Raw genomic sequence first — 21,617 nt, forward strand, 5'->3', positions numbered from 1 at the left:
GTTGAAAGCACCGGTCTTGAAAACCGGCATACGTTAATAGCGTATCTAGGGTTCAAATCCCTATCTCTCCGCCACATTCGAAGGGCTCGCAGAAATGCGGGCCCTTTTTGCATTTGGAATCTAGGGTTCAAATCCACCATACCCAGAGCGCTCCGCCACATTCAGAAAAAGCCCAGCGGAAACGCTGGGCTTTTTCGTATGCATTGGATTCTGAAAAAGGGATTTGAGTCAAATCCACCATACCCGGAGCACTCCGCCACATTCGAGGGGCTCGCAGAAATGCGGGCCCTTTTTGCATTTGGAATCTAGGGATTAAATCCACCATACCCAAATCATCCCACTGCATCGAAGGACTTGCAGATATTCGGATCTTTTTTGAATCTGAAGTCAAAAGTTCAATACCTTGAACATTTCACTAATTTCAGGAATAGTATATAGAGGTTAGTTGAGTAAGGTAGATCAAAGTTAAAATACCCAACAGGGCGATAGGGGATCTCGTTTTACAACTAGCATTTGTTTATACAATCTTTTATGACCCTACGAGGAGATAAGTTGAGAAGTATGTCACGTTTCAAATTTGGTGGTTTTGACACAATATGTTCACCTGCTAGGTTGAGCGCTTAATTATTCTTCTTATCGTTAGCAATACAATTTTATTTAAGATTAAAGATTTTGAAAATAACTATAACAACATTTTATTTACAATGTCTGCAAAGGATAGCAAATGAGTTTAATTGAAAGAATCAATATAAACAAGAATACGGTCGATAAATTAGAATCAGAGATTCTTTTTCAACGTCATATAGAGCGATACGCTTTAGCGAGAAAATATCTTTATGGTCAAGTTTGTGATGTCGCTTGTGGGGTTGGGTATGGCGCTTATTTATGTGCTAAAAATCCTGATGTAACAAAAATATCAGGTTTTGATGCTGATAAAGATGCTGTTGTACACGCTCAAGAGCACTTCACTACAAATAGAACTCAATTTGAGTGCAAGGCGGTTGAAAGTATTGAAGGTAAGTTTGATATTCTTATGTCCCTTGAAACGATTGAGCACTTAAAAGACCCTCGAGAGTTAGTCTCTTTAGCTAAGCGTTGCCAAGTTAATGAAATATTGCTGTCTTTCCCTAATAAAAAAACCACGCATTATAATAAATGGCATTTATGGGATATCACTTCACATGATATAAAAGCCTTGTTTAAAGAGTATTATGTCCTTGATGAGTTTGATTTTTATGACTCAAAATTTATGCACTTAGTAAAAGGAAGACCTCAAGCAAAAATCTTGGTAAAAAGTTGGAGTGCGTCATGAACCCGATTGAGCTTTACAAAAAAGGTAATGTTGATGAAGTGTTTAATTATCTAAACACCTGCTCCGATAGTTCTATTTTTAGCTATTTAGCAAAAATAGCATTAGCAGAAAGACAATATGGCGATGCACTACTATTCCTATCACATTCTTGTCATAAAAACTATTCTCAACTTTTTGAATTATTAAACGAAGATTATGGCATCAATACTTTAATTAACTGTCATGAGGCTTATTTTTCATCAAATATAGTACCTTCAGAGCTAAAATATGTCGTTTACATGACAATGGTTAGAAATGACTTTCTTTCTAAGGTAAATATTCCTATTAGCATTTTGATCAGCATGTTTCAATCAATGACAGATGCTGTTTATAATGCTATTCGCACTCCTTTGGAGTATAGCAATCTTGATTGTAATGCAAATGAAGATATTGATGCTTGGGTTTTGTGTAGTCAATTTTTAGGTTATAACCATGGACCAACATTAACTGCCTTAACTGTAGCTAATAATTTATCGGATAAAGGGTTGAGAGTAGGGATAATTTGTACTAATTCATTTAACTTTGATCTTGATATTTACTCTCGTAACATATTTAAAGGTAATTTTATTCAAGAGTACTCGAATCATATAATTGTTAATATTGAAGATAATAGCTATTTAGGGTCTTCAAATAAAGACCACTCAATAATGATTTATAAAGGTGCCGAGTATCCATATTACTCTCTTGATGGTGATTTGCTAGCACGCAGCCGTTCACTATTGAAAGAATTAAAGAACTCTCAAGCATATATGATATCGATAGGTGACTCTAATCTTTATGCCGACATAGTCGCACGGTATTGTGATATATATAATTTACCATGCTCTTTCACGGCCCCTAGAGTGAATTTTGAATACCCTGCCATTTGTCGTCAACTAACAGAGTATGATGGAGTTACCGTTGATAGCTTTAGTAAGCCTCTAGTTGAGACACGTTTCCCGTATTCAACTCGTTTTGAGTTAAGTAATAACAAAAAAAACAAATTAAAGGATAAAAACATTAAAATTGCTCTTGTTGGTTCACGGTTAGAGCAAGAATTAAACCATGAAACGCTTACAAGATTATCTTACTTAGTGAAAAAAATGAGTAAGATCAGGCTTGTTTTTATTGGTGTTGAGTTAACAAGCACAATACGTAATGCGCTTGTAAGTTATAATATTCCTTTGGGGAAAGTAAGTTGTACAGGATTTGTTGAACGCATTGAAAAACATCTTTCTGATGTACATTTTTATTTTAACCCAAGAAGGAAAGGCGGAGGGACATCTGTACTAGAAGCACTTGCGCTTGGTATCCCTCCTATTTGCTTTAAGTATGGTGATGGTTTTCATACTGCTGGCGATTATTTTGGGTTTGAGAAAGATGAAGATGTGCTTTCATTTATTGAATCATCGTCATTAAAACGCGATGAGATTAAATCCGAGTGTCATAACTCTTACTTATTAAATACTAATGTCAAACAAGTAATTACCGATTTAACCCGTGGGGAAATTACTTTTTAAATTGTATCTATTGAGGGTGTAATTACACCCTCAATGTACGTTATAACCAATATCATATGAAAATAATATCTTGATAGATAGTGTCTATTTTACCCCTCCCTTACCCGTACCTCATCCAGCATCATCTGCAGTTCCGAGACACAGCTTCCGCAGCCTGTGCCTGCTTGGGTTGCCTTGCCAATGTCATTCACCGAACAACAAGATTGAGTTCGAATCGCTTTTTCAATGGTTCTCACGCCAACTTGCTTACACGCGCATACCAGTCGGCCATTTTGGTGTTCTGGCGGGGTTTTGCCGGTGAACAAGGTCTGCACCAGCGGGTCTGATAGCGGTCGGCCAATTAGGGTGTACAAATAGTCATAATCTTTTTCATTACAGCTGTCTGTGTCGATGCGGCCTTGCAAGTTGTCGCTGACAATAAAGGCCGTTTCAATCAGGCCACCTTTGAATAGGGCAAAGCGACTTTCAGGCTCAGCTTCAATATTGATTCGCTGTTGACCTGTGGCTCCATCCTTTATGAGGGATTGTGCTAACAAGTGGTGCAACTGCGCTGGTGGCTGCTTGGATGTGATACGGAGTAAGTAACCTTTGTGAGTTCGTTGGCTTGTCCAGTGCTCTTGGTCGCTCAGTAGGGTAGCGACATCTTTTCTTTGGCTGATCAACAAGGCTTCACTGGTATAAGGCGACGGCTCGATATTGACCGCTGTTGCCTTGAACTCAGGCTGGCCGGAGAGTGGGTCACGGTGCTGTGCAATCAAGGTGTCGGCCTTTCCCATGCTAGTGTTGCAATCATTCCAGTGGAACGGGGCAAACACTTGGCCCTGTTGGCACTCATTACTGATTTGGGCGCGCAGTAAGATGCTACCTTGCTCGCTTGAAACTTTGACCAATTCACCCTGTTTGACCGATAACTGCTTGGCATCTTGCCGCGACAGATCGAGGTAGGGCTCACTGAGGTGTTCGCTGAGCCGGGATGATAGGCCGGTTCGGGTCATGGTGTGCCATTGATCCCTGATCCGTCCGGTATTGAGTCTAAAGGGATAGCGCTCTGATATTGCCATGGCTGGAGGCCGGTGATCGGTTGCAATAAACTGCGCCTTCCCCGAAGGAGTAGCAAACTCACCATTGGCAAATAGACGGGCTGTGGGCTGGTTATACTCTATAACTGGCCATTGCTGTGGTGCCATATGGTGATATTGCCGGGTACTGAGGTTGGCAAGTCCTTGGAGGTTGAGTGGGCGAGTGAGTGGGGAAACATCACTAAACGGTGTGTACTTTTCCTGGCCCAAAGCGGTCATTTGGGCATATTCACGGAATATATCGGCCTCGTTTTGGTAGTTGAAGGCATTGCCGAAGCCCATTTTCTTAGCGACTTCGCTGATGATCCACCAGTCGGGTTTGGCTTCTCCTGGTGAGGGGAGCAGGCGTCTCTGGCGCGAAATACGCCTCTCAGAATTGGTCACCGTACCGGATTTCTCGCTCCAGCCTTGCGCAGGTAACACCACATCTGCATGGCGGAGGGTATCAGTATCGGCCACACAATCTGACACGACCACATAGGGGCAGTTGGCCAAAATAGTGTTGATCCTTTCACTATCAGGCAGGCTGACTGCAGGGTTAGTCGCCATTACCCAAATGGCCTTGATTTTCCCACTCTCAACGGCATTGAACATGTCGATGGCTTTGAGGCCCGGCGATGTCGCAAGGTTGTCGGTCTGCCAAAACTTGCGGATTTGCTGGGTATGGTCAGGGTTATCAAAGTCCATATGGGCGGCTAGCATATTGGCTAACCCGCCGACCTCTCGCCCTCCCATGGCGTTGGGTTGACCGGTGACCGAGAAAGGTGTGCTGCCGGGTTTGCCGACCCTACCGGTTGCCAAATGGCAGTTGAGGATGCTGTTGACCTTGTTGGTGCCGGATGTGGACTGGTTAACGCCCTGAGAGTATACGGTGACAGTTTTATCGATGGTGGCAAAGAGTTGGTAAAAGGCGAGGATCTGCGCTTTTTCAAGTCCTGTAACGGCTTGTACTGACTCAATATCACCAAAGCGGAAGGCAGATGCCAGTGCTAAATCCAACCCGTCAGTCGACGACTCAATGTAGTTGTAATCAACGGCATGGTTTTCACTCAGGTAAGCCAGTAAGCCGTTAAACAGGGCAATGTCACTGCCCGGTTGGATGGGAAGGTGCAAATCGGCGATATCGCAGGTGGGGGTACTGCGTGGATCGATGACGATGATCTTGCATTGCCGTTTGGCCTTAGCCTCCCGAATTCGCTGGAATAGGACAGGGTGGCACCACGCGAGGTTGGAACCGGTCAGCACGATGAGATCGGCCAGTTCGAGATCTTCATAGCAACCCGGTACGATGTCGGCCCCAAATGCCCGCTTGTGCCCAGCAACGCTCGATGACATACACAACCGAGAGTTGGTATCGATATTGGCACTACCGATAAAGCCTTTCATCAGTTTGTTGGCGACATAGTAATCCTCGGTGAGCAGTTGCCCCGATACATAGAAAGCCACCGCATCTTTGCCATATTTCTTGATAATGTCATTGAAGTTGCTTGCAACATCAGTAATAGCGTCTTCCCAGCAAACTTCTTGATAGCTGAACTGATGCTTGATTTTCGGTGTTAGCAATCGCCCTTCGATGCCAACAGTTTCCCCCAGTGCCAGTCCTTTCGAACACAGCCTGCCAAAGTTGGCTGGGTGTGATTTATCCCCACGAATTTCCAACGTTCCGTTGTTGTTTGTTCTGGCTTCAATGCCACAACCTACTCCGCAGTAGGCACAGGTTGATTTAATCCAAGTACTGTCTTTTTGGCTCACCTGTCATTCTCCTTGGCCTTGAAATCTATTACCAGATGACTGAGCAATAACTAGGCCAGCTTTCCCTATGCTTTTCTGATGCCTTGGTTTGGATTATGTGTCTTTAGTTTTGCCTGAGATTGGTGTTTTATTTTGAGTCTAACCCTAAAGTGGTAGTCATGCTTATATGAAATGCTGTTTATCTGGCTATTTTGGTGCAGGTTTGCGCTTTTATTGCACGGCGGTTGGGCAGTCCATCGAACTGTGCCGGGGCTATTTCACCCATATTATTCCTGATGGTTGGGATTTTATACTTAAAGAACAAGGTCTTAAGCGCTTTGCTGGAGGCCTGTGATACAGGCTGGCATCGTCTTTGCTCTAACCAGATAAGAGATTTCAAGGATATGGACGAGTAGGAGATGTATGCCAACGATAAGAGAACGGACAGGCGTTAACTCGCCAAGGCGCTATCTTAGCGGTGCCTGTGGGCCATCAGGGCGAAAGGTTGGAAAAGTAGAATTGGTAGGCGCAGGTCCGGGTGACCCTATGTTGCTGACATTAAGGGCAATGCAAAGTATTGAGCAGGCCGATGTGATTGTTTATGACCGGCTTGTCAGTAAAGAGATACGAGCTTGTTTTCCGGCTACCACCCAGACGCTGTATGTCGGCAAAGCCAAAGGGGAGCACAGTGTCAGCCAGGAAGCGATTAATGAACTACTGGTGGAGCTGGCATGGCAGGGCAAAACAGTATGCCGGTTAAAAGGGGGAGATGCCTTTATCTTTGGCCGGGGCAGTGAAGAAATGTTGGTGTTAAAAGCTGCAGAGGTACCGGTAGAAGTCGTCCCGGGGATCACTGCAGCTGCCGGTTGCACCAGTTATGCCGGGATCCCTCTTACCCATCGGGGTTACTCGCAAGGTTGTACCTTTGTTACCGGTCATGCCGAGCAGTCACTCGATCTTAACTGGCAAGCTCTGGCGCAGCTTGAACACACCTTGGTTTTCTATATGGGAGTCACAAAATCAGCCCTGATCAGGGACAAGCTGCTGGCTGGTGGAGCCGCCCCTACCACTCCTGTCGCCTTGGTTGAGAAAGGATGCTGTCCTGAACAACGCACAGTCACAGGACAGTTACAACATTTGCCTGAGCTAGTAGAACGGCATCAAGTGATATCGCCAGCTTTGATTGTCGTGGGTGAGGTTGTCGCCCTATCGGAACAACTGCAATGGCTCAGCCAGGCAGCCGATCTACAGCAACAGAAACAGCTCAAGCTCTCAGCATGAGGGTGATTGGCCTGAGGGTAAGAGAAAATGAGTAGTGAAGTCAGTGGCTCAGGGGAGAGCAGAAATGGATAAGAAAAGAATCATTGTGATCGGCAATGGCATGGTCGGGCATAAGTTTATTAAAGATGTCGTTGCTCAGGATACACAGTCACAGTTCAGTGTCCTGACTTTTTCTGAAGAGCCAAGATTGGCCTATGACCGAGTACAGCTTAGTAGCTATTTTAGTGGGAAAAGCGCGCAGGATTTAGCATTGGCCAATGAATCTGATTACCTGAGAAACGGGATAACGTACCTGCTGAATGAGCAGGTTAGCGAGATAGATCTCAACGAGAAGCAGGTTGTCACCCAAAGTGGCCGGTGTGAACATTATGACAAATTGGTATTGGCTACCGGCTCATACCCTTTTGTCCCACCGATCCCGGGCAATGACCAACCGCACTGCCATGTGTACCGGACAATCGAGGATCTGGATGCGATTGCCGAGTCCGGCGAACAGAGCCAGGTGGGTGTCGTCGTTGGTGGCGGACTGCTTGGCTTGGAGGCAGCTAATGCCCTTAAGCAGTTAGGTGTCGATACCCATGTGGTGGAGTTCGCTCCCCGCTTGATGGCGGTTCAACTTGATCAGGGCGGGGGTGACTTGCTGGCACGCCAGATCTCGTCTTTAGGTGTCTCGGTGCACACCGAAAAAGCCACAACTGAGATTGTTGCCGGTGAGTCCTGTCGCTACCGGATGAACTTTGCCGACGGTTCGTACCTGGAAACCGACATGATCGTGTTTTCTGCCGGGATCCGCCCGCAAGATACCTTGGCTCGGCAATGTGGCCTCGAAGTCGGGGAACGGGGCGGGATTGTGATTGATGATCATTGCCAGACCAGTGCCGAGGATGTCTATGCCATTGGTGAGTGTGCTTTGTGGCAACAGCGGGTTTTCGGTTTGGTCGCGCCGGGTTACCAAATGGCGAAGGTATTGGCATGTCACCTCTGCCAACCAGAAGCCGGGTTGTCTTTTGTCGGTGCTGATATGAGCACCAAGCTTAAGCTGCTGGGCGTAGACGTTGCCAGTATCGGCGATGTGCATGGCTCGACACCGGGCGCGTTGTCCTACACCTACAGCGATGATTTGGAGCAGGTTTACAAGCGCTTAATTCTGTCTCCGGAAGGCGACAAGATTTTGGGTGCAGTGCTGGTAGGTGATGTCAGTAATTACCAGTCCTTGTTGCAAACCAAACTGAATGATATGCCGTTGCCAGAGAACCCTGCGGTGTTGATCCTGCCCCAGATTGAAGGAGAAGGTACCCCGCTCGGTTTGGGGGTCGAAGCCTTGCCCGACACTGCCTCGATTTGTTCTTGCTATGACGTGACCAAGGGGCAGATCAAGCAGGCCGTGGCCAATGGCTGTAGTTCAATGGCCGATCTCAAGACAGCGACCAAGGCATCAACCGGTTGTGGTGGATGCTCGGCGCTGGCCAAGCAGGTGATGGATGCTGAGCTGGCGGCCATGGGGGTGGAAGTCAGCAACCATATCTGTGAGCACTTTGCCTATTCCCGCCAAGAACTGGCTGATTTGGTGAGGGTGAAAAAGATCACCACCTTTGATGCCCTCCTCAACGAGTATGGCAGTGGTCTTGGCTGCGATATTTGTAAACCAGCGGTGGGCTCAATGCTGGCATCGTACTGGAATGACTACGTACTGGCAGAGCCGCACCTCGAATTGCAGGATACCAATGATATTTTCCTCGGAAATATGCAAAAAGACGGCACTTACTCGGTAGTGCCGCGCATTCCGGGTGGGGAGATCACCCCGGACAAACTCATTGTCCTTGGTGAGGTCGCCAAGCAGTTCGATCTCTACACCAAGATCACCGGAGGCCAGCGGGTCGACTTGTTTGGCGCCCAACTGCATGAATTACCAGAGATCTGGCGTATTTTGGTCGATGCCGGGTTTGAGACTGGCCATGCCTATGGTAAGTCGGTACGAACGGTGAAGTCTTGTGTCGGGAGTACTTGGTGTCGATATGGGGTGGATGACAGTGTTGGCTTTGCCATTGATCTTGAACACCGTTACAAAGGCTTGCGTGCACCGCATAAACTCAAGTTTGCGGTCTCGGGTTGTACCCGGGAGTGTGCCGAGGCCCAGTCTAAAGATATCGGCGTGATTGCAACCGAAAATGGTTGGAACTTGTACGTGTGTGGTAACGGCGGGATGCGTCCCCGCCATGCGGATTTGCTAGCCAGCGACCTAGATGCCGAAACGTTGGTGCGATATGTCGACCGTTTGTTGATGTTCTATATTCGTACCGCTGACAGGTTGCAACGTACCTCGGTGTGGTTGGAGAACCTTGAAGGAGGTTTGGATTACCTGAAGAAAGTGGTGATTGACGATCACTTGGGGCTTGGCGAAGAGTTGGAACAGGAAATGGCTCGCACCTTGGGCCAATACCAGTGTGAGTGGAAAACAACCTTGGAGTCACCGGAGAAACTTGAGCGTTTCAGGCATTTTATCAACAGCGAGCAGCAGGATAGCCAGTTGGCCTATGTCACTGAGCGGGGGCAACGCCGACCGATGACCAAGCAAGAAAAGGTTGAGCTACAAGCTAAGGCCAATTTAACGGCTGGCATTTCGCCCCGAGGATTCGCTGGTGAAGCCATTAATGTTATTGATATTACAAAATAAAGAGTGAGGCTAGCATGGAGCAGAAGCAGGCAGAGTGGTATACCGTGTGCCATCGTGACGCGCTGATCAGAAACTCAGGGGTTTGTGTCCTTTGGGGCCATGAGCAAGTGGCGATTTTTTACTGTCACCGTTCAGATTCCCTGTACGCCGTTGAGAACTATGATCCAATCGGTGAGGCGAATGTACTGTCTCGTGGGATTATGGGGTCGATAGGCGATGAGGTGGTGGTCGCTTCCCCTTTATACAAACAGCACTTTAATTTGCAGACAGGGCAATGCATCGAACAACCGGAAGTGAAATTGAAAACTTTTTCAGTTCGCTGTCAGGGTGAGGATGTGCAACTTAATTTATAGCAAATCGTAATTTTGAGATAAAATCACAGCTAAGGCTGTGATTTTTTTTAATTTTTTTTTAACCTTATATTTTACATTGATATTTTTTGTAATGTAAATAAGTCAATGCTGCCTTGAATGGTGTCATTTGACTCAAATTGGTGCTTGAATATTTAACTTTGGCTTATGTTGGTGCTTTGGGGCTGTTATTTATGAGTTATATCTATTTAAGGTGTTGATTTTAAATTAAATAAAAACATGGCATGGACAATGCAATAGTAATGACAAGTCAGTATAAAAAAGGAAACACCAAGATGTCAGAAACAGGCAAGTTCAATATCTTTTCGTTTACGGGGAAAATGAAAATTCTCCATCTTAGCTGGTTTGCGTTTTTCATTACCTTTTTTGTGTGGTTCAACTTTGCGCCACTACTCCAATCGGTCAAAGCCTCACTAGGATTAACAACAGCAGAGATAAAGACCTTATTGATCCTCAATGTCGCTTTTACCATACCTGCCCGGGTTATCATCGGTATGCTCACCGATAAATATGGACCTAGATTGGTCTATTCTGCCTTGCTAGCTGTTTGTTCTATCCCTTGTTTTGTGTTCGCTTTTGCCGACAGCTTTGTTCAGGCCGCCATTGCCCGTTTTGCCCTTGGCTTTATTGGGGCCGGGTTCGTTGTCGGGATCCGCTTGGTCTCGGAATGGTTCCCGCATAATGAGCTTGGAACAGCAGAAGGTATCTACGGCGGTTGGGGTAACTTTGGCTCAGCTGCAGCAGCATTTACCCTGCCGACCGTTGCAGTCATGTTTGGTGGTGATGATGGCTGGCGATATGCCATGGCCATTACCGGGGTCATGAGCCTGCTGTTTTCTTTCGTTTTTTATAAAAATGTCACTGATACACCGAAAGGAGCAACCTATTTCAAGCCCAAGCAACTGGGCGCAATGGAAGTCACTTCGAAAGGCGACTTCTTCCTGCTGCTATTTATGAAACTGCCGATGTATGGCGCTCTGGCACTGCTGGCCTGGAAGCTTTCACCAACCGGGATTGGCATGCTAGGTGAAAGCACTGTGGTGGCCATCTATATCGTACTGGCGGTGATCTATTGCTATGAAGTGCTGCAAGTATGGCGCGTTAACAAAAACGTTTTTGAGAAGCCAGTACCAGAGGTACACCAATACAAGTTCAAGCAAGTCGCGATTCTAAATGTGTTGTACTTCGCCACCTTTGGCTCGGAGTTAGCTGTGGTCTCGATGTTGCCATTATTCTTCTCGGAAACCTTTGAGCTAACGCCGGTGATGGCCGGTATGGTTGCATCGGCCTACGCCTTCATGAACTTGATGTCCCGCCCAGGTGGTGGTTGGATTTCAGATAAATTTGGCCGCAAGCCTACGCTGCTGATTTTGACGGCAGGGCTGGCCGCAGGTTACTTCCTGATGGGGCAGGTCGATAGCAGTTGGCCGGTGTGGTTGGCAGTGGTAGCCGCGATGGCCTGCTCGTTCTTCGTTCAGTCCGGTGAAGGTGCGGTATTTGCTACTGTACCTCTGATCAAGCGACGTATGACAGGGCAAATCGCTGGGATGACAGGTGCCTACGGCAATGTGGGTGCTGTGTGTTACCTCACTATTCTATCGGTAGTGGATTACAGCACCTTCTTCTATGTCATTGCTGCCACGGCAGTCATTGGTTTTATCACCTTGTTGATGATGGAAGAGCCAAGCGGGCAAATTGCCGAGGTCAATGAAGACGGTAGCATCATGATGATTGATGTTGCTAACCGCTAAGTGATTTCCGGCCTGCGGGGCACAGCCTGTCTTGCAGGCCGGAAGTGGCTGTAATTAATGAATGTAAAGTCAGTGATAGTAGGGGGAAGTGTGGATGAGCGAAACTATTCAGCCAGGGACTGCCCCTAATTCAATGTCCGTCAACAGGAAGCGGATCCGCCAAGGGAGTACCCTCGAACTTGATGTCGGGGGCTATTCAGTCGCCGGATGCAAGCCAAGCAACCAAGATGCATTTGCGGTTTATCAGCCTAAAAAGCACGACGAACTCCTGCACAAGGGCGTCGTTGCCTGCTTGGCCGATGGCGTCAGTTGCAGCGAACAGGCGCAGCAGGCCAGTCAGGTTTGTGTGACCCAGTTTATCGAAGAATATTACGCCACACCGAAAACCTGGGGGGTTAAGCAGTCGGCAGGAAAAGTGCTGCATGCCTTGAATCAGTGGCTTTTCCATCAAGGTAGCCAGAGTGAACTCCAGCACAATGGCATGGTAACCACTTTCTGTGCAGTGATTATCAAATCCAACACGGCTTACATCATGCATGTGGGTGATACCCGCGCCTATCTCTACCGTAATCGGGCATTGACCCAACTCACCCAAGATCATCGCCGTCATCAATATGGTCAGCAATACTTTCTGACTCGATCGCTGGGGATGGATAGCCATATTGAAGTCGATTTCCAACAAATCCGGTTGGAAGAAGGTGACCGTTTACTGATGGCAACCGACGGTATCCACGAATGGTTGGATGAGGCCCATATTCAGCAGGCGTTATCGTCTATAGATAATGTTGATGAACCCCTATCCGAACAACTGGTGAAGGAAGCGCTGGCGGCAGGGAGCCAGGATAATGTATCCAGCTTGCTGATTGATATAAAAGCGTTACCGACTTTGACTATGGATGAGTACATTGGGGAGTTGACCAAACGAGCGATCCCCCCGGTCATGGAAGAGGGTAATCGAATCGATCAGTACCGAATATTACGCGTGTTGTACAGTGGCCCCCGCAGCCATATCTATTTGGCAGTCAGCGAATTTGATAATCAGCGTTATGTGTTAAAGATGCCTTCACTCAATTTTGCAGAAGATTACCAGTATTTGCAGGGCTTTGTCCGTGAAGGTTGGGTTGGTGAGCAGATATCCCATCAGAGAGTAATGAAAATCCACCCTTTTTCACGCCAATCTCCTTTTCTCTACCATGTTTGCCAATGGGTAGAAGGTAAGTCACTTCGCCAATGGATGGATGATAACCCTAAACCTGATATTGAAAAAGTTCGGGTAATGGCTGAGGAAATAATTAAGTCGATTCGTGTGATGCAGCGCCATCGGCTCATTCACCGTGATATTAAGCCAGAAAATTTAATCGTTAATCAATTTGAGCAAATTGTCATTATTGACTTTGGTTCAGTTTATTCTGAACACTTTGATGAAATACAAAACCCTATATCTGAAACAATACCTGTTGGTGATATTAAATATCTATCACCCGAGTGTTTACTTGGCGGTAAAGTTTCGATGAGGTCTGACATGTATTCTATATCCATCATTATTTATGAAATGCTAACTGGCCATTATCCTTACCCTTTCCCTAATACATTTAAACCGCCGCAGGCAAACAACCAATGGCCGGAATATACACCTTTAGAGAATTATCGTGATGACTTGCCTGCATGGTTGGATGTCGTCATTCGTAGAGGGTGTTTCCCTCAGGCCAGTCAGCGCTATGACGCCCTTTCAGAGTTGCTCTGTGACTTATCCAACCCTTCTTCACAAGTGCTCAAACAAGCGAACAAGCGACCTTTGAAGAGTAAGAATCCGGTACAGTTTTGGAAAATCACCTCACTTTGCTTATTTATTATTGTTATTGTTCAAGTTATCATCGCAATGAGTTAATATTAATCCTTTCAATTCTAGCTCTATAATTCATTGGTAAGGGGAATAGGTTTATCAATGTTATATATTTAATTTCTGTCAAATAAATTTATTTATCTTAATTAATAAAAGTTAAATGAGATCATCCTTCCATTACTTGTCGCTAATTTTTGCTGATGCTTAAAAAAACACTATAAATATACCCGAGTTTCTTCAGTATATCGGTTTTACTTGAACCAAGATTGAATTGACTCATTTATATATCGTCAGCTAAAGGCTAATTACTCGAAAGGGTAGGGCGCAAAACTTCCGACCTAAGGAGTATCCATTTTTATCGGTGACTCTAGGGTAGCGGGGTTACCTGATAGGAATAAGCAAGGTCAAAATAAGATCAAAGTAGTGGCTTTTTCCCATTAGCTGGCTTCCCAAAATAATCATAATGGAAGCTAAACATGAAAAAAGTAATTAACTTTTCCCTGGGCGCTGTGTCAGTCGTGGCCGTCCTTTCTCCATTACATGTAAACGCTCACGGCTATGCTGAATTCCCAGCGGCCCGCCAACTTATCTGTTACAACGATAGCGGGCACTGGGGACCTTCTGACGGGTCGCAGATCCCGAATGAAGCCTGTCGTGCCTCGTTCCTGGAGTCAGGAACCTACCCAATCGTGCAAAAGAATGAGTTTGCTGCCCTAGTGCCGAACTACGACAAAATGGATGCGGTTAAGGCTGCAGTTCCTGATGGTACTATTTGTTCAGGCGGTGACTCGCGTAAGAGCGGCATGAGTGTCGCTTCAGAGCACTGGCAACGTACCGACATGAAAGCGGGAGAAACATTCACTCTTCGCTACCGGGCTACGGCACCGCACAACCCGAGCTTCTGGCAGTTTTACATCACTAAGCCGGGCTACAATGCTGCCCATAGCCGTCTGGGCTGGGATGATTTGGAGCTGATTGATACGGCCGGCGACGTTAAAGTGACGGACGGGTATTACCTGATTGACGTCACCCTGCCAAGCGGTCGAACCGGCGAAGCAACCTTGGTTTCCCGCTGGCAGCGAAATGATCCTGTCGGTGAAGGGTTCTACAACTGTAGCGATATCCGCTTTGATGGTGAGGTGCTACCGCCTGAGTGGACTTCTAAGGGACAGTACGTCAAACCGGGTGTCGAGGCACAAGACGGTGACAGTGTTTGGTTCCGTATTTTCAACAAGCAAGGCTCTGAAATTGTATTCGAAAAGCTGCCAATTACGGCCGCTAACGAGAACATCAATACGTGGTCTTATGACCTTGCCCAATTGATCAATGATAAATACCCAACAGTTACCCAGGTGGGTGTGGAAGAAGCATCCGGCGATATCGTTTATCAACCATCAGATCTGTATACCAACCAAGTCTTTGTCACCAACCCGGATTACAACTACGCGTTGGATGTTCGCGATGGGGATGTGATTGAACCCGCTCCGGTAACAGTTCAAGGCCTAGAAAGTGACTACACCCAGGGTAGCGATGGTAAAACCTACATTGATGCAATCGTAAGCTCAGAAGGTCGTTACCTGATCAACATGAAGTTACTCGATAGCACTGGCCACCAGTTGGCACTGGCAAGTGACATTGTCGATAACGGTAACATCGATCTATCGGTGTTCACGACCCAGACGGGTTCATTCAGCGTGGTGGTAACAGCAGCCGAGCAAGGTAGCAGTGAACATAAGGTTGTTGAAACCAAGTCGGTGACTATCAAGGACAGTTCAGGTGGTGGTGATTACGATTATGCCTACCCTGAAGGTATGGGTAGCTACGTACCCGGTGAAACGGTAGTACTTAGCCGCGACGGTAATACCTATCAATGTCGTCCATTCCCTGAAGGTGGCTGGTGTAATATTGACTCTGCGCATCATTATGAGCCGGGGTATGGCTCAGCATGGCAGGATGCTTGGATAAAGCAATAATTAGCGAAAGCAAATAGTTATCCTTCTCGATAGAGAGCAAAACGCTGGCATAAGTCAGCGTTTTTTTATGCTGGTAAGATCACAAAAAGAAACCGCTCTTAGTGATGAAATGAAAATCAGTGTTTCCATATGGAAACAAAACTAATGTGTAACTTGTTGAATTGGTGATCTGGCTCAAACTACATTGCATGAATATTTCTTTCGGATTTATAACTTGTTCCAGATCAATTTGTTGCACACTTTTCTGGTGGTAGGTTTCTACCCGTAGACAAGAGACTGATTACGGACAGCCTGTTTAGGCGAAGCAAAAAATATTGTATGCAAGCAGGTTTTGGTAATTAGTTTTTGATAGTTATGGAGAATTTATCATGAGTAGCGCATTTTTTATCCCTACGGTAAACCTGATGGGTGCTGGCTGTTTGACAGAAGCGGCAGATGCTGTGAAAGCGCACGGCTTCAAAAAAGCTCTAATTGTGACTGATAAAGTGTTGAGCCAAATCGGTATGGTCAAGCAGGTAGCAGACCTGTTGGCACAGCGCGACATCGATTCTGTTGTTTTCGATGGTACACAACCAAACCCAACAATTGGCAACGTTGAAGCAGGTTTAGCACTTTTGAAAGACGGCGAGTGTGATTTCGTGATTTCACTAGGTGGCGGTTCACCGCATGACTGTGCCAAGGGTATTGCCCTTGTTGCGTCTAACGGCGGCAAAATTGCTGACTACGAGGGTGTTGACCAGTCTGCGAAACCTCAGCTGCCGCTGGTGGCGATCAATACTACGGCTGGTACCGCCAGTGAAATGACCCGCTTCTGTATCATCACCGATGAAGCGCGCCACATTAAAATGGCAATCGTTGATAAGAACACCACACCATTGATGTCGGTGAACGATCCTGAGTTGATGCTGGCAAAACCGGCTTCTCTGACGGCTGCGACGGGTATGGATGCGCTGACTCACGCGATCGAAGCTTATGTCTCTACCGCTGCAACACCAATTACTGATGCGGTAGCAATCAAGGCCATCGAGCTTATCCAAGCGCATCTGCGTACGGCTGTAGAAGACGGCCAGAACATTGAAGCGCGCGAGCAAATGGCTTATGCACAGTTCATGGCTGGTATGGCTTTCAACAATGCTTCACTGGGCTATGTTCACGCCATGGCGCACCAGCTAGGTGGCTTCTACGATCTGCCACACGGTGTATGTAACGCGGTACTGCTGCCACACGTTCAGCGCTACAACGCACAGGTTTGTCCTGAGCGCCTAAAAGACGTTGCGAAAGCGATGGGTGTGAATGTTGAAGGCCTGACGGCAGAGCAGGGTGCGGAAGCGGCGCTGGAAGCGATTCAGGCGCTGTCTAAAGATGTGGGTATTCCAGCAGGTCTTCAGCAGCTAGGTGCGAAAGAAGAAGATATTGCGGTTCTTGCTGATAACGCGCTGAAAGATGCGTGTGGTTTCACTAACCCGAAACAAGCAAGCCACGAAGAAATTTCGGCTATCTTTGCTGCGGCAATGTAATCAGCCAATACCACTGCACGATTAAAGTTGCGCCCACCATTCGGTGGGCGCTTTTTTGTTTGGGCTTAATGCCAATTTTCGACGAGTCGCTTTTACAGGCTTTTGGTGAAGCGTTTGAGAGTTGGTGCAGTTCCATTCGGTACTGCTGATCCTTCGTAATGTATCACGCCATTTTTCCCCTGCTGTTTGACCTCATACATAGCAAAATCAGCTTGTTGTAGCACTTCACTGACATTGGATGCTTTGAGCGGGTACTCGCTACTGCCGATACTGGCCGAGATAGGGTAGCTTTTGCCATTCAGTATTACTGGCTGCTGAAAACTGTTAAGCAGTTTTTGGCTGATATTGATCTCGTGTTGAACCGCCAGAGACTCGATCACGGCAAACTCATCGCCACCCATACGGGCTACATGGTAGTGTTCGCCGCTCAGAACCGCCAAGCGGGCAGCCACTGTCTTCAAAAGTTCATCGCCGGCATGGTGCCCCAGCGTATCGTTAATGGTTTTAAAGCCATCTAAATCAATAAGATAAAACCTAAATGGCTGTTGTTTACTAACCAACTCTTTAAGGTGTTGGTTGAGCCATAAACGGCTATGGATCCCTGTTAATGTATCGCTCATTGCCAACTTGCGCATTGCTGATGACTCACGCCAAAGCGCCCACAGTAAAATCCCGCCAAGTAATACGATGGCACAGAGTAAGAAGTACACCAGTAGTTTCATGGTATGGGTGGCTTCGACCCGTTTTAGTAGGTCTCCACTTGAAAGGCGAAATTTGTGGCTAAGGAATATCACCAGGTTTTCGTAGTGATCCTTAACGTCATTAATAATCGCCGCTCCGGGATCGCCCGGTTCGAACTCAATAAGCTGTGGCTCTATCGATTGAATATAAGTAAATTGCTTGCTGATTTGATGATAGGCGCCATCGAAATGGTAAAGGTGGCTGATATGGGTGTTGTTGAGAATGGTCTTGAAACGGCTCCACAGGATCTCATATTGCAACATCATATCGTTATGGTCACTGGTCCCGACCGCATAACGGTGAAGCTGGAGGTGAAACTCGGCATACTCCTTGTGTAGTTGGAGTACATACCAGGCTGCCTCATTTTGGCTGTTGGCAATGATATCTGAATTGCGTTTCAGGGCGGTCACAGCGACTAAGATACTGATAATTAGTAACGGGGTGATGTAGATAAGCAGGGAGGTAAAACGGCGGCTTATTCCCATGTTTCAACCCGCTTACTGAGCTTCAATAACGGTGAGTTGCCATACCATATTGGCAAGGTGCTTGGTTTTGGCAGCTTCGGGATGTTCATTGAGGGAAATTATCACCCAATACGGGCCGTAATCTCTAACTTTCAAGTATTGACCGTTTTGCTTGATGGCAATCAATGGATTGTACTGCTTGATGTAGTCATGGCTTATCTCAACGGAATAATCGTTGAGGGCGAGTAACTTCAACTTGGAAGTAGAAAGCTTGAAGTGCTCAAGCAGTGTCAGTAGGCGCACCCCTTCAAAGGTAGCACTTTGCTCTAACCAAGGGAGGTGGGTAGAGAATGACGACTGGGGGAGCTGCTCGAGTTGGTTACGTTCGAGCACGAGGGATAGTTTATCGCCTGACTGGTTTGTCCCTGACAAAGCCAATGGAATACTCTGGCTCCATGCCGAAAATGCAGTGAAAAGGCCAAAACAATATAAAAGACAACGTATTGTTAACTTCGGGCTTGCAAGCTGCATTGGAACTCCTCCAATTGTCGTCCTGAACTCTCTACCGTTACTCCAGAGCACTTCTTACGGCAGGGATACTTAAGCTGCTTGGATATAATTGTAGCTGCTTCTTTTACATGTGAGGCAAAGAAATCAAAACAAAATAGGATGAGTACGTTGTAAATTTTTATTTTTCGCGACATTAATAATCATGAGGTTAATGTGTTTTTGGGTGTTTTTTAAACACGATCAAGCTGTGAGATCAAAATAATTTCTGAAAAAACTTGAGCTAGTCAGGCTTACTCACTAGAATCCCCCCTTCCTTTTTCGCTTGTATGACTTCTGGTCTGACAAGTGAGCTTATGGTGTAAACCATGTCTATCAGGGCGGAGCCCCTGTTTTGACAACCTTGTGGTTGTATCAATGTTTCCGGCGCTTAGCGGAAACACTCATTAAACAATCTGTGTTCAACTCGTAAATCCAGGAGTGCAAATTGGAAATTTTCAATTTCGTTCTGGACAACTGGGATGTGATTGTCTCTCGCACTGTAGAGCATCTGTCGTTGGTGAGCCTGGCCGTTGGTCTAGCCATGATGACAGGGGTACCTATTGGTATCGCAATTACCCAGAATCAACGTGTCGCCAATGTGGTGCTATACGTTGCGTCCATTATTATTACGATCCCTTCTATTGCCTTGTTCGGGATCATGATCCCTGTGTTGTCGATTATCGGCCAGGGTATTGGTTATCTGCCTGCAGTGATTGCGGTTTTGCTGTATTCGCAGTTGCCAATTATTCGTAATACCTACACCGCAATTAACAACGTTGACCCGGCCCTGCGAGAAGCAGCAAGGGGTATCGGCCTGACCAATATGCAGCGCCTGCGTTTGGTGGAAATCCCACTGGCTATTCCGGTGATCATGGCTGGTGTGCGCACTGCTGTGGTGATGAACATCGGTGTTATGGCTATCGCGACTTACATCGGTGCCGGTGGTTTGGGGACGTTTATTGCACGGGGGATCAGCCAGTCTGATCCGCGCCAGCTGATTGTTGGTGCTGTAGCTGTGAGCCTATTGGCAATTTTTGCCGATACGGTATTGGCGAAAATCCAAAAGAAATTCACACCGAAAGGTGTCGTCGTTCACGGCTAAGTTTTACGAATTTAAGAGGGCGTTTTCATGATTCAACTTGAGAACCTGACAAAAGTTTTTGAAACACCACAGGGTGTGGTGACAGCAGCCGATCATATCAACATGGAAGTACCGACCGGTGAAATCTGTGTCCTGCTGGGCCCATCTGGTTGTGGTAAAACCACCACGCTGAAGATGATCAACCGTCTGGTAACACCAACTTCTGGCCGCGTACTGATCAACGGTGAAGATACGACTGGTATCGATACGGTAACTTTGCGCCGGAATATCGGTTACGTTATTCAGCAGATTGGTCTGTTCCCGAACATGACCATCGAAGAGAACATCAGCCTGATCCCGAAGCTGATGGGATGGGATGCCAAGCGTTGTACCCAACGTGCCAAAGATCTATTGGATATGGTGGCACTGGATCCAAACACCTTCATGAAGCGCTTCCCGAATGAACTTTCAGGAGGCCAGCAGCAGCGTGTCGGTGTGATCCGTGCGTTGGCGGCCGATGCACCGGTACTTTTGATGGACGAACCTTTTGGTGCAATCGACCCGATCAACCGTGAAGTGATTCAGGAAGAGTTCCTGAAGATGAACAAAGAGCTGAAGAAAACCATCATGTTCGTATCGCACGACATTGATGAGGCCGTGAAGATGGCAAACAAGGTTGCAATCTTCCGTGATGGCCAGCTTGAGCAATATTCAAGCCCAGACCAACTTCTTGCACACCCTGCTACTGACTTCGTGGCAGATTTCGTGGGTACTGACCGTACCTTGAAGCGCCTTCAGCTATCGACGGCTGGTGAAGTGATGGAGCGCCATGTTCCGACCGTATCGCCGAACGACACGTTGGATGTCGCCCTGCAGCGCATGAATGATTACGGCCACGGCATGATTGTGATGGTGAATAACCAGAACCAGCCTATTGGTATGATCACCAAATCTGTTGCCATGAGCCAGCGCGGCTTGTGTAGCGACCACTACGATGGCCTACCTATCCTGATGAACCAGGAGCAGGACTTGCGTGCGGTTGTCTCTAAGATGTTTGCCCACGATATTAGCTGGTTGGCGGTGGTCGACGAGAAAGGTCAATTGTGTGGTGAAATTTCACAGCGTGGTATTACACACCACCTGGGAGCCAGTTTCCGTAAAAAGGGGTAAGGGATGAAGTCGATTAACTTAAGCCCTTATTTCAATGCGCTACTACTGGTAACAGTATTCCTGCTGGGGATCTGGGCCCAGTCATCGGGTTTTGTCGAGCAGTTCATCTATTACTGGGATGAAATCATTTACCTGTCGGGCCACCATATCAAGCTGACCCTGATTTCAGGTTCGATTGCGATCCTGATTGGTGTACCGGTAGGGATTATTCTGAGCCGCCCAGCTTGCCGTAAGGCCGCTGATATGGTGATGCAGATCTTCAACATTGGTACCACGGTACCAACGCTTGCAGTATTGGCATTGTCGATGAGCTTCTTGGGCATTGGTGACAAGCCAGCCATTTTTGCCTTGGCGTTTGCCTCGGTGCTGCCAATTCTGCGCAATACCTACACCGGCTTGCTGTCTGTACCTGCGCACCTGAAAGAGGCGGCGACCGGTATTGGCCTGACACCAACGCAGCAGTTGGTCAAGGTTGAACTGCCAAACGCGATGTACGTCATCATGGCGGGTATCCGTACTGCATTTGCAATCAACATCGGTAC

15 protein-coding genes and 1 riboswitch are annotated in these 21,617 nt (G+C 46.9%); of the genes, 12 read left to right on the forward strand and 3 right to left on the reverse strand.

All coding sequences use genetic code 11. From position 1 onward, the window contains the following. Positions 1–724 precede the first annotated feature (724 nt). Together BIZ37_RS21605 and BIZ37_RS21610 are read left to right on the forward strand one after the other, a co-directional pair. Positions 725–1,312 carry a bifunctional 2-polyprenyl-6-hydroxyphenol methylase/3-demethylubiquinol 3-O-methyltransferase UbiG gene (locus BIZ37_RS21605; RefSeq protein ID WP_187463272.1) on the forward strand — a complete coding sequence of 196 codons (588 nt, stop codon included), beginning with the start codon at positions 725–727 and terminating at the stop codon, positions 1,310–1,312. Beyond that, positions 1,309–2,850, forward strand: a complete 1,542-nt coding sequence (locus BIZ37_RS21610; protein WP_187463273.1) for a glycosyltransferase — start codon at positions 1,309–1,311, stop codon at positions 2,848–2,850. Before BIZ37_RS21605 ends, BIZ37_RS21610 begins: the two co-directional genes overlap by 4 nt. An 89-nt stretch (positions 2,851–2,939) precedes the next feature. On the opposite strand, the gene BIZ37_RS21615 is transcribed toward BIZ37_RS21610, so the two are convergent. Next, entirely contained in the window at positions 2,940–5,681 is a 2,742-nt protein-coding gene (locus BIZ37_RS21615; RefSeq protein WP_187463274.1) for a nitrate reductase, read from the reverse strand. 402 nt (positions 5,682–6,083) lie between these two features. Between BIZ37_RS21615 and cobA the strand changes: the two genes are divergently transcribed. The 7 genes from cobA (at position 6,084) to yiaY (ending at position 17,070) form a co-directional block, all read left to right on the forward strand. Next, positions 6,084–6,941 (forward strand): uroporphyrinogen-III C-methyltransferase, encoded by an 858-nt coding sequence (cobA, locus tag BIZ37_RS21620; RefSeq protein WP_187463275.1) that lies wholly within the window; start codon positions 6,084–6,086, stop codon positions 6,939–6,941. Between the two features lie 64 nt (positions 6,942–7,005). After that, on the forward strand, positions 7,006–9,615 hold the full coding sequence (gene nirB, locus BIZ37_RS21625; protein ID WP_187463276.1) for a nitrite reductase large subunit NirB: 2,610 nt from the start codon (positions 7,006–7,008) through the stop codon (positions 9,613–9,615). 14 nt (positions 9,616–9,629) lie between these two features. Further along, positions 9,630–9,968, forward strand: a complete 339-nt coding sequence (gene nirD / locus BIZ37_RS21630; protein WP_107299157.1) for a nitrite reductase small subunit NirD — start codon at positions 9,630–9,632, stop codon at positions 9,966–9,968. 293 nt (positions 9,969–10,261) lie between these two features. Further along, the gene (locus BIZ37_RS21635) at positions 10,262–11,737 is read left to right on the forward strand and encodes a NarK family nitrate/nitrite MFS transporter (protein ID WP_187463277.1); all 1,476 of its coding nucleotides are present in this window, start codon (positions 10,262–10,264) and stop codon (positions 11,735–11,737) included. Positions 11,738–11,831: 94 nt separating this feature from the next. Continuing rightward, positions 11,832–13,625 carry a bifunctional protein-serine/threonine kinase/phosphatase gene (locus BIZ37_RS21640; protein ID WP_255526856.1) on the forward strand — a complete coding sequence of 598 codons (1,794 nt, stop codon included), beginning with the start codon at positions 11,832–11,834 and terminating at the stop codon, positions 13,623–13,625. Between the two features lie 244 nt (positions 13,626–13,869). Next, a riboswitch (cyclic di-GMP riboswitch) is annotated at positions 13,870–13,969 on the forward strand. An 87-nt stretch (positions 13,970–14,056) separates the two neighbouring features. Then, the gene (locus BIZ37_RS21645) at positions 14,057–15,553 is read left to right on the forward strand and encodes a lytic polysaccharide monooxygenase (RefSeq protein ID WP_187463278.1); all 1,497 of its coding nucleotides are present in this window, start codon (positions 14,057–14,059) and stop codon (positions 15,551–15,553) included. Positions 15,554–15,921: 368 nt separating this feature from the next. After that, the gene (gene yiaY / locus BIZ37_RS21650; RefSeq protein ID WP_187463279.1) at positions 15,922–17,070 is read left to right on the forward strand and encodes an L-threonine dehydrogenase; all 1,149 of its coding nucleotides are present in this window, start codon (positions 15,922–15,924) and stop codon (positions 17,068–17,070) included. A gap of 92 nt (positions 17,071–17,162) precedes the next feature. On the opposite strand, the gene BIZ37_RS21655 is transcribed toward yiaY, so the two are convergent. Together BIZ37_RS21655 and BIZ37_RS21660 are read right to left on the reverse strand one after the other, a co-directional pair. Continuing rightward, a complete protein-coding gene (locus BIZ37_RS21655; RefSeq protein ID WP_187463280.1) occupies positions 17,163–18,296 on the reverse strand; it encodes a GGDEF domain-containing protein in 1,134 nt (377 codons plus the stop codon). 12 nt (positions 18,297–18,308) lie between these two features. After that, entirely contained in the window at positions 18,309–18,806 is a 498-nt protein-coding gene (locus tag BIZ37_RS21660; protein ID WP_187463281.1) for an oxidoreductase, read from the reverse strand. A 463-nt stretch (positions 18,807–19,269) separates the two neighbouring features. Between BIZ37_RS21660 and BIZ37_RS21665 the strand changes: the two genes are divergently transcribed. The 3 genes from BIZ37_RS21665 to BIZ37_RS21675 form a co-directional block, all read left to right on the forward strand. Continuing rightward, complete coding sequence (locus BIZ37_RS21665; protein WP_039458410.1) at positions 19,270–19,926, forward strand: ABC transporter permease; 657 nt, start codon at positions 19,270–19,272, stop codon at positions 19,924–19,926. Positions 19,927–19,953: 27 nt separating this feature from the next. Then, positions 19,954–21,075, forward strand: a complete 1,122-nt coding sequence (locus BIZ37_RS21670; protein WP_187463282.1) for an ABC transporter ATP-binding protein — start codon at positions 19,954–19,956, stop codon at positions 21,073–21,075. A 3-nt stretch (positions 21,076–21,078) separates the two neighbouring features. Beyond that, positions 21,079–21,617 (forward strand): ABC transporter permease (locus BIZ37_RS21675; RefSeq protein WP_187463283.1); only part of this gene is annotated, 539 nt, incomplete at its 3' end.

The organism is Photobacterium sp. BZF1, assembly GCF_014349205.1.
In the GTDB taxonomy this organism is placed as follows: Bacteria; Pseudomonadota; Gammaproteobacteria; order Enterobacterales; family Vibrionaceae; genus Photobacterium.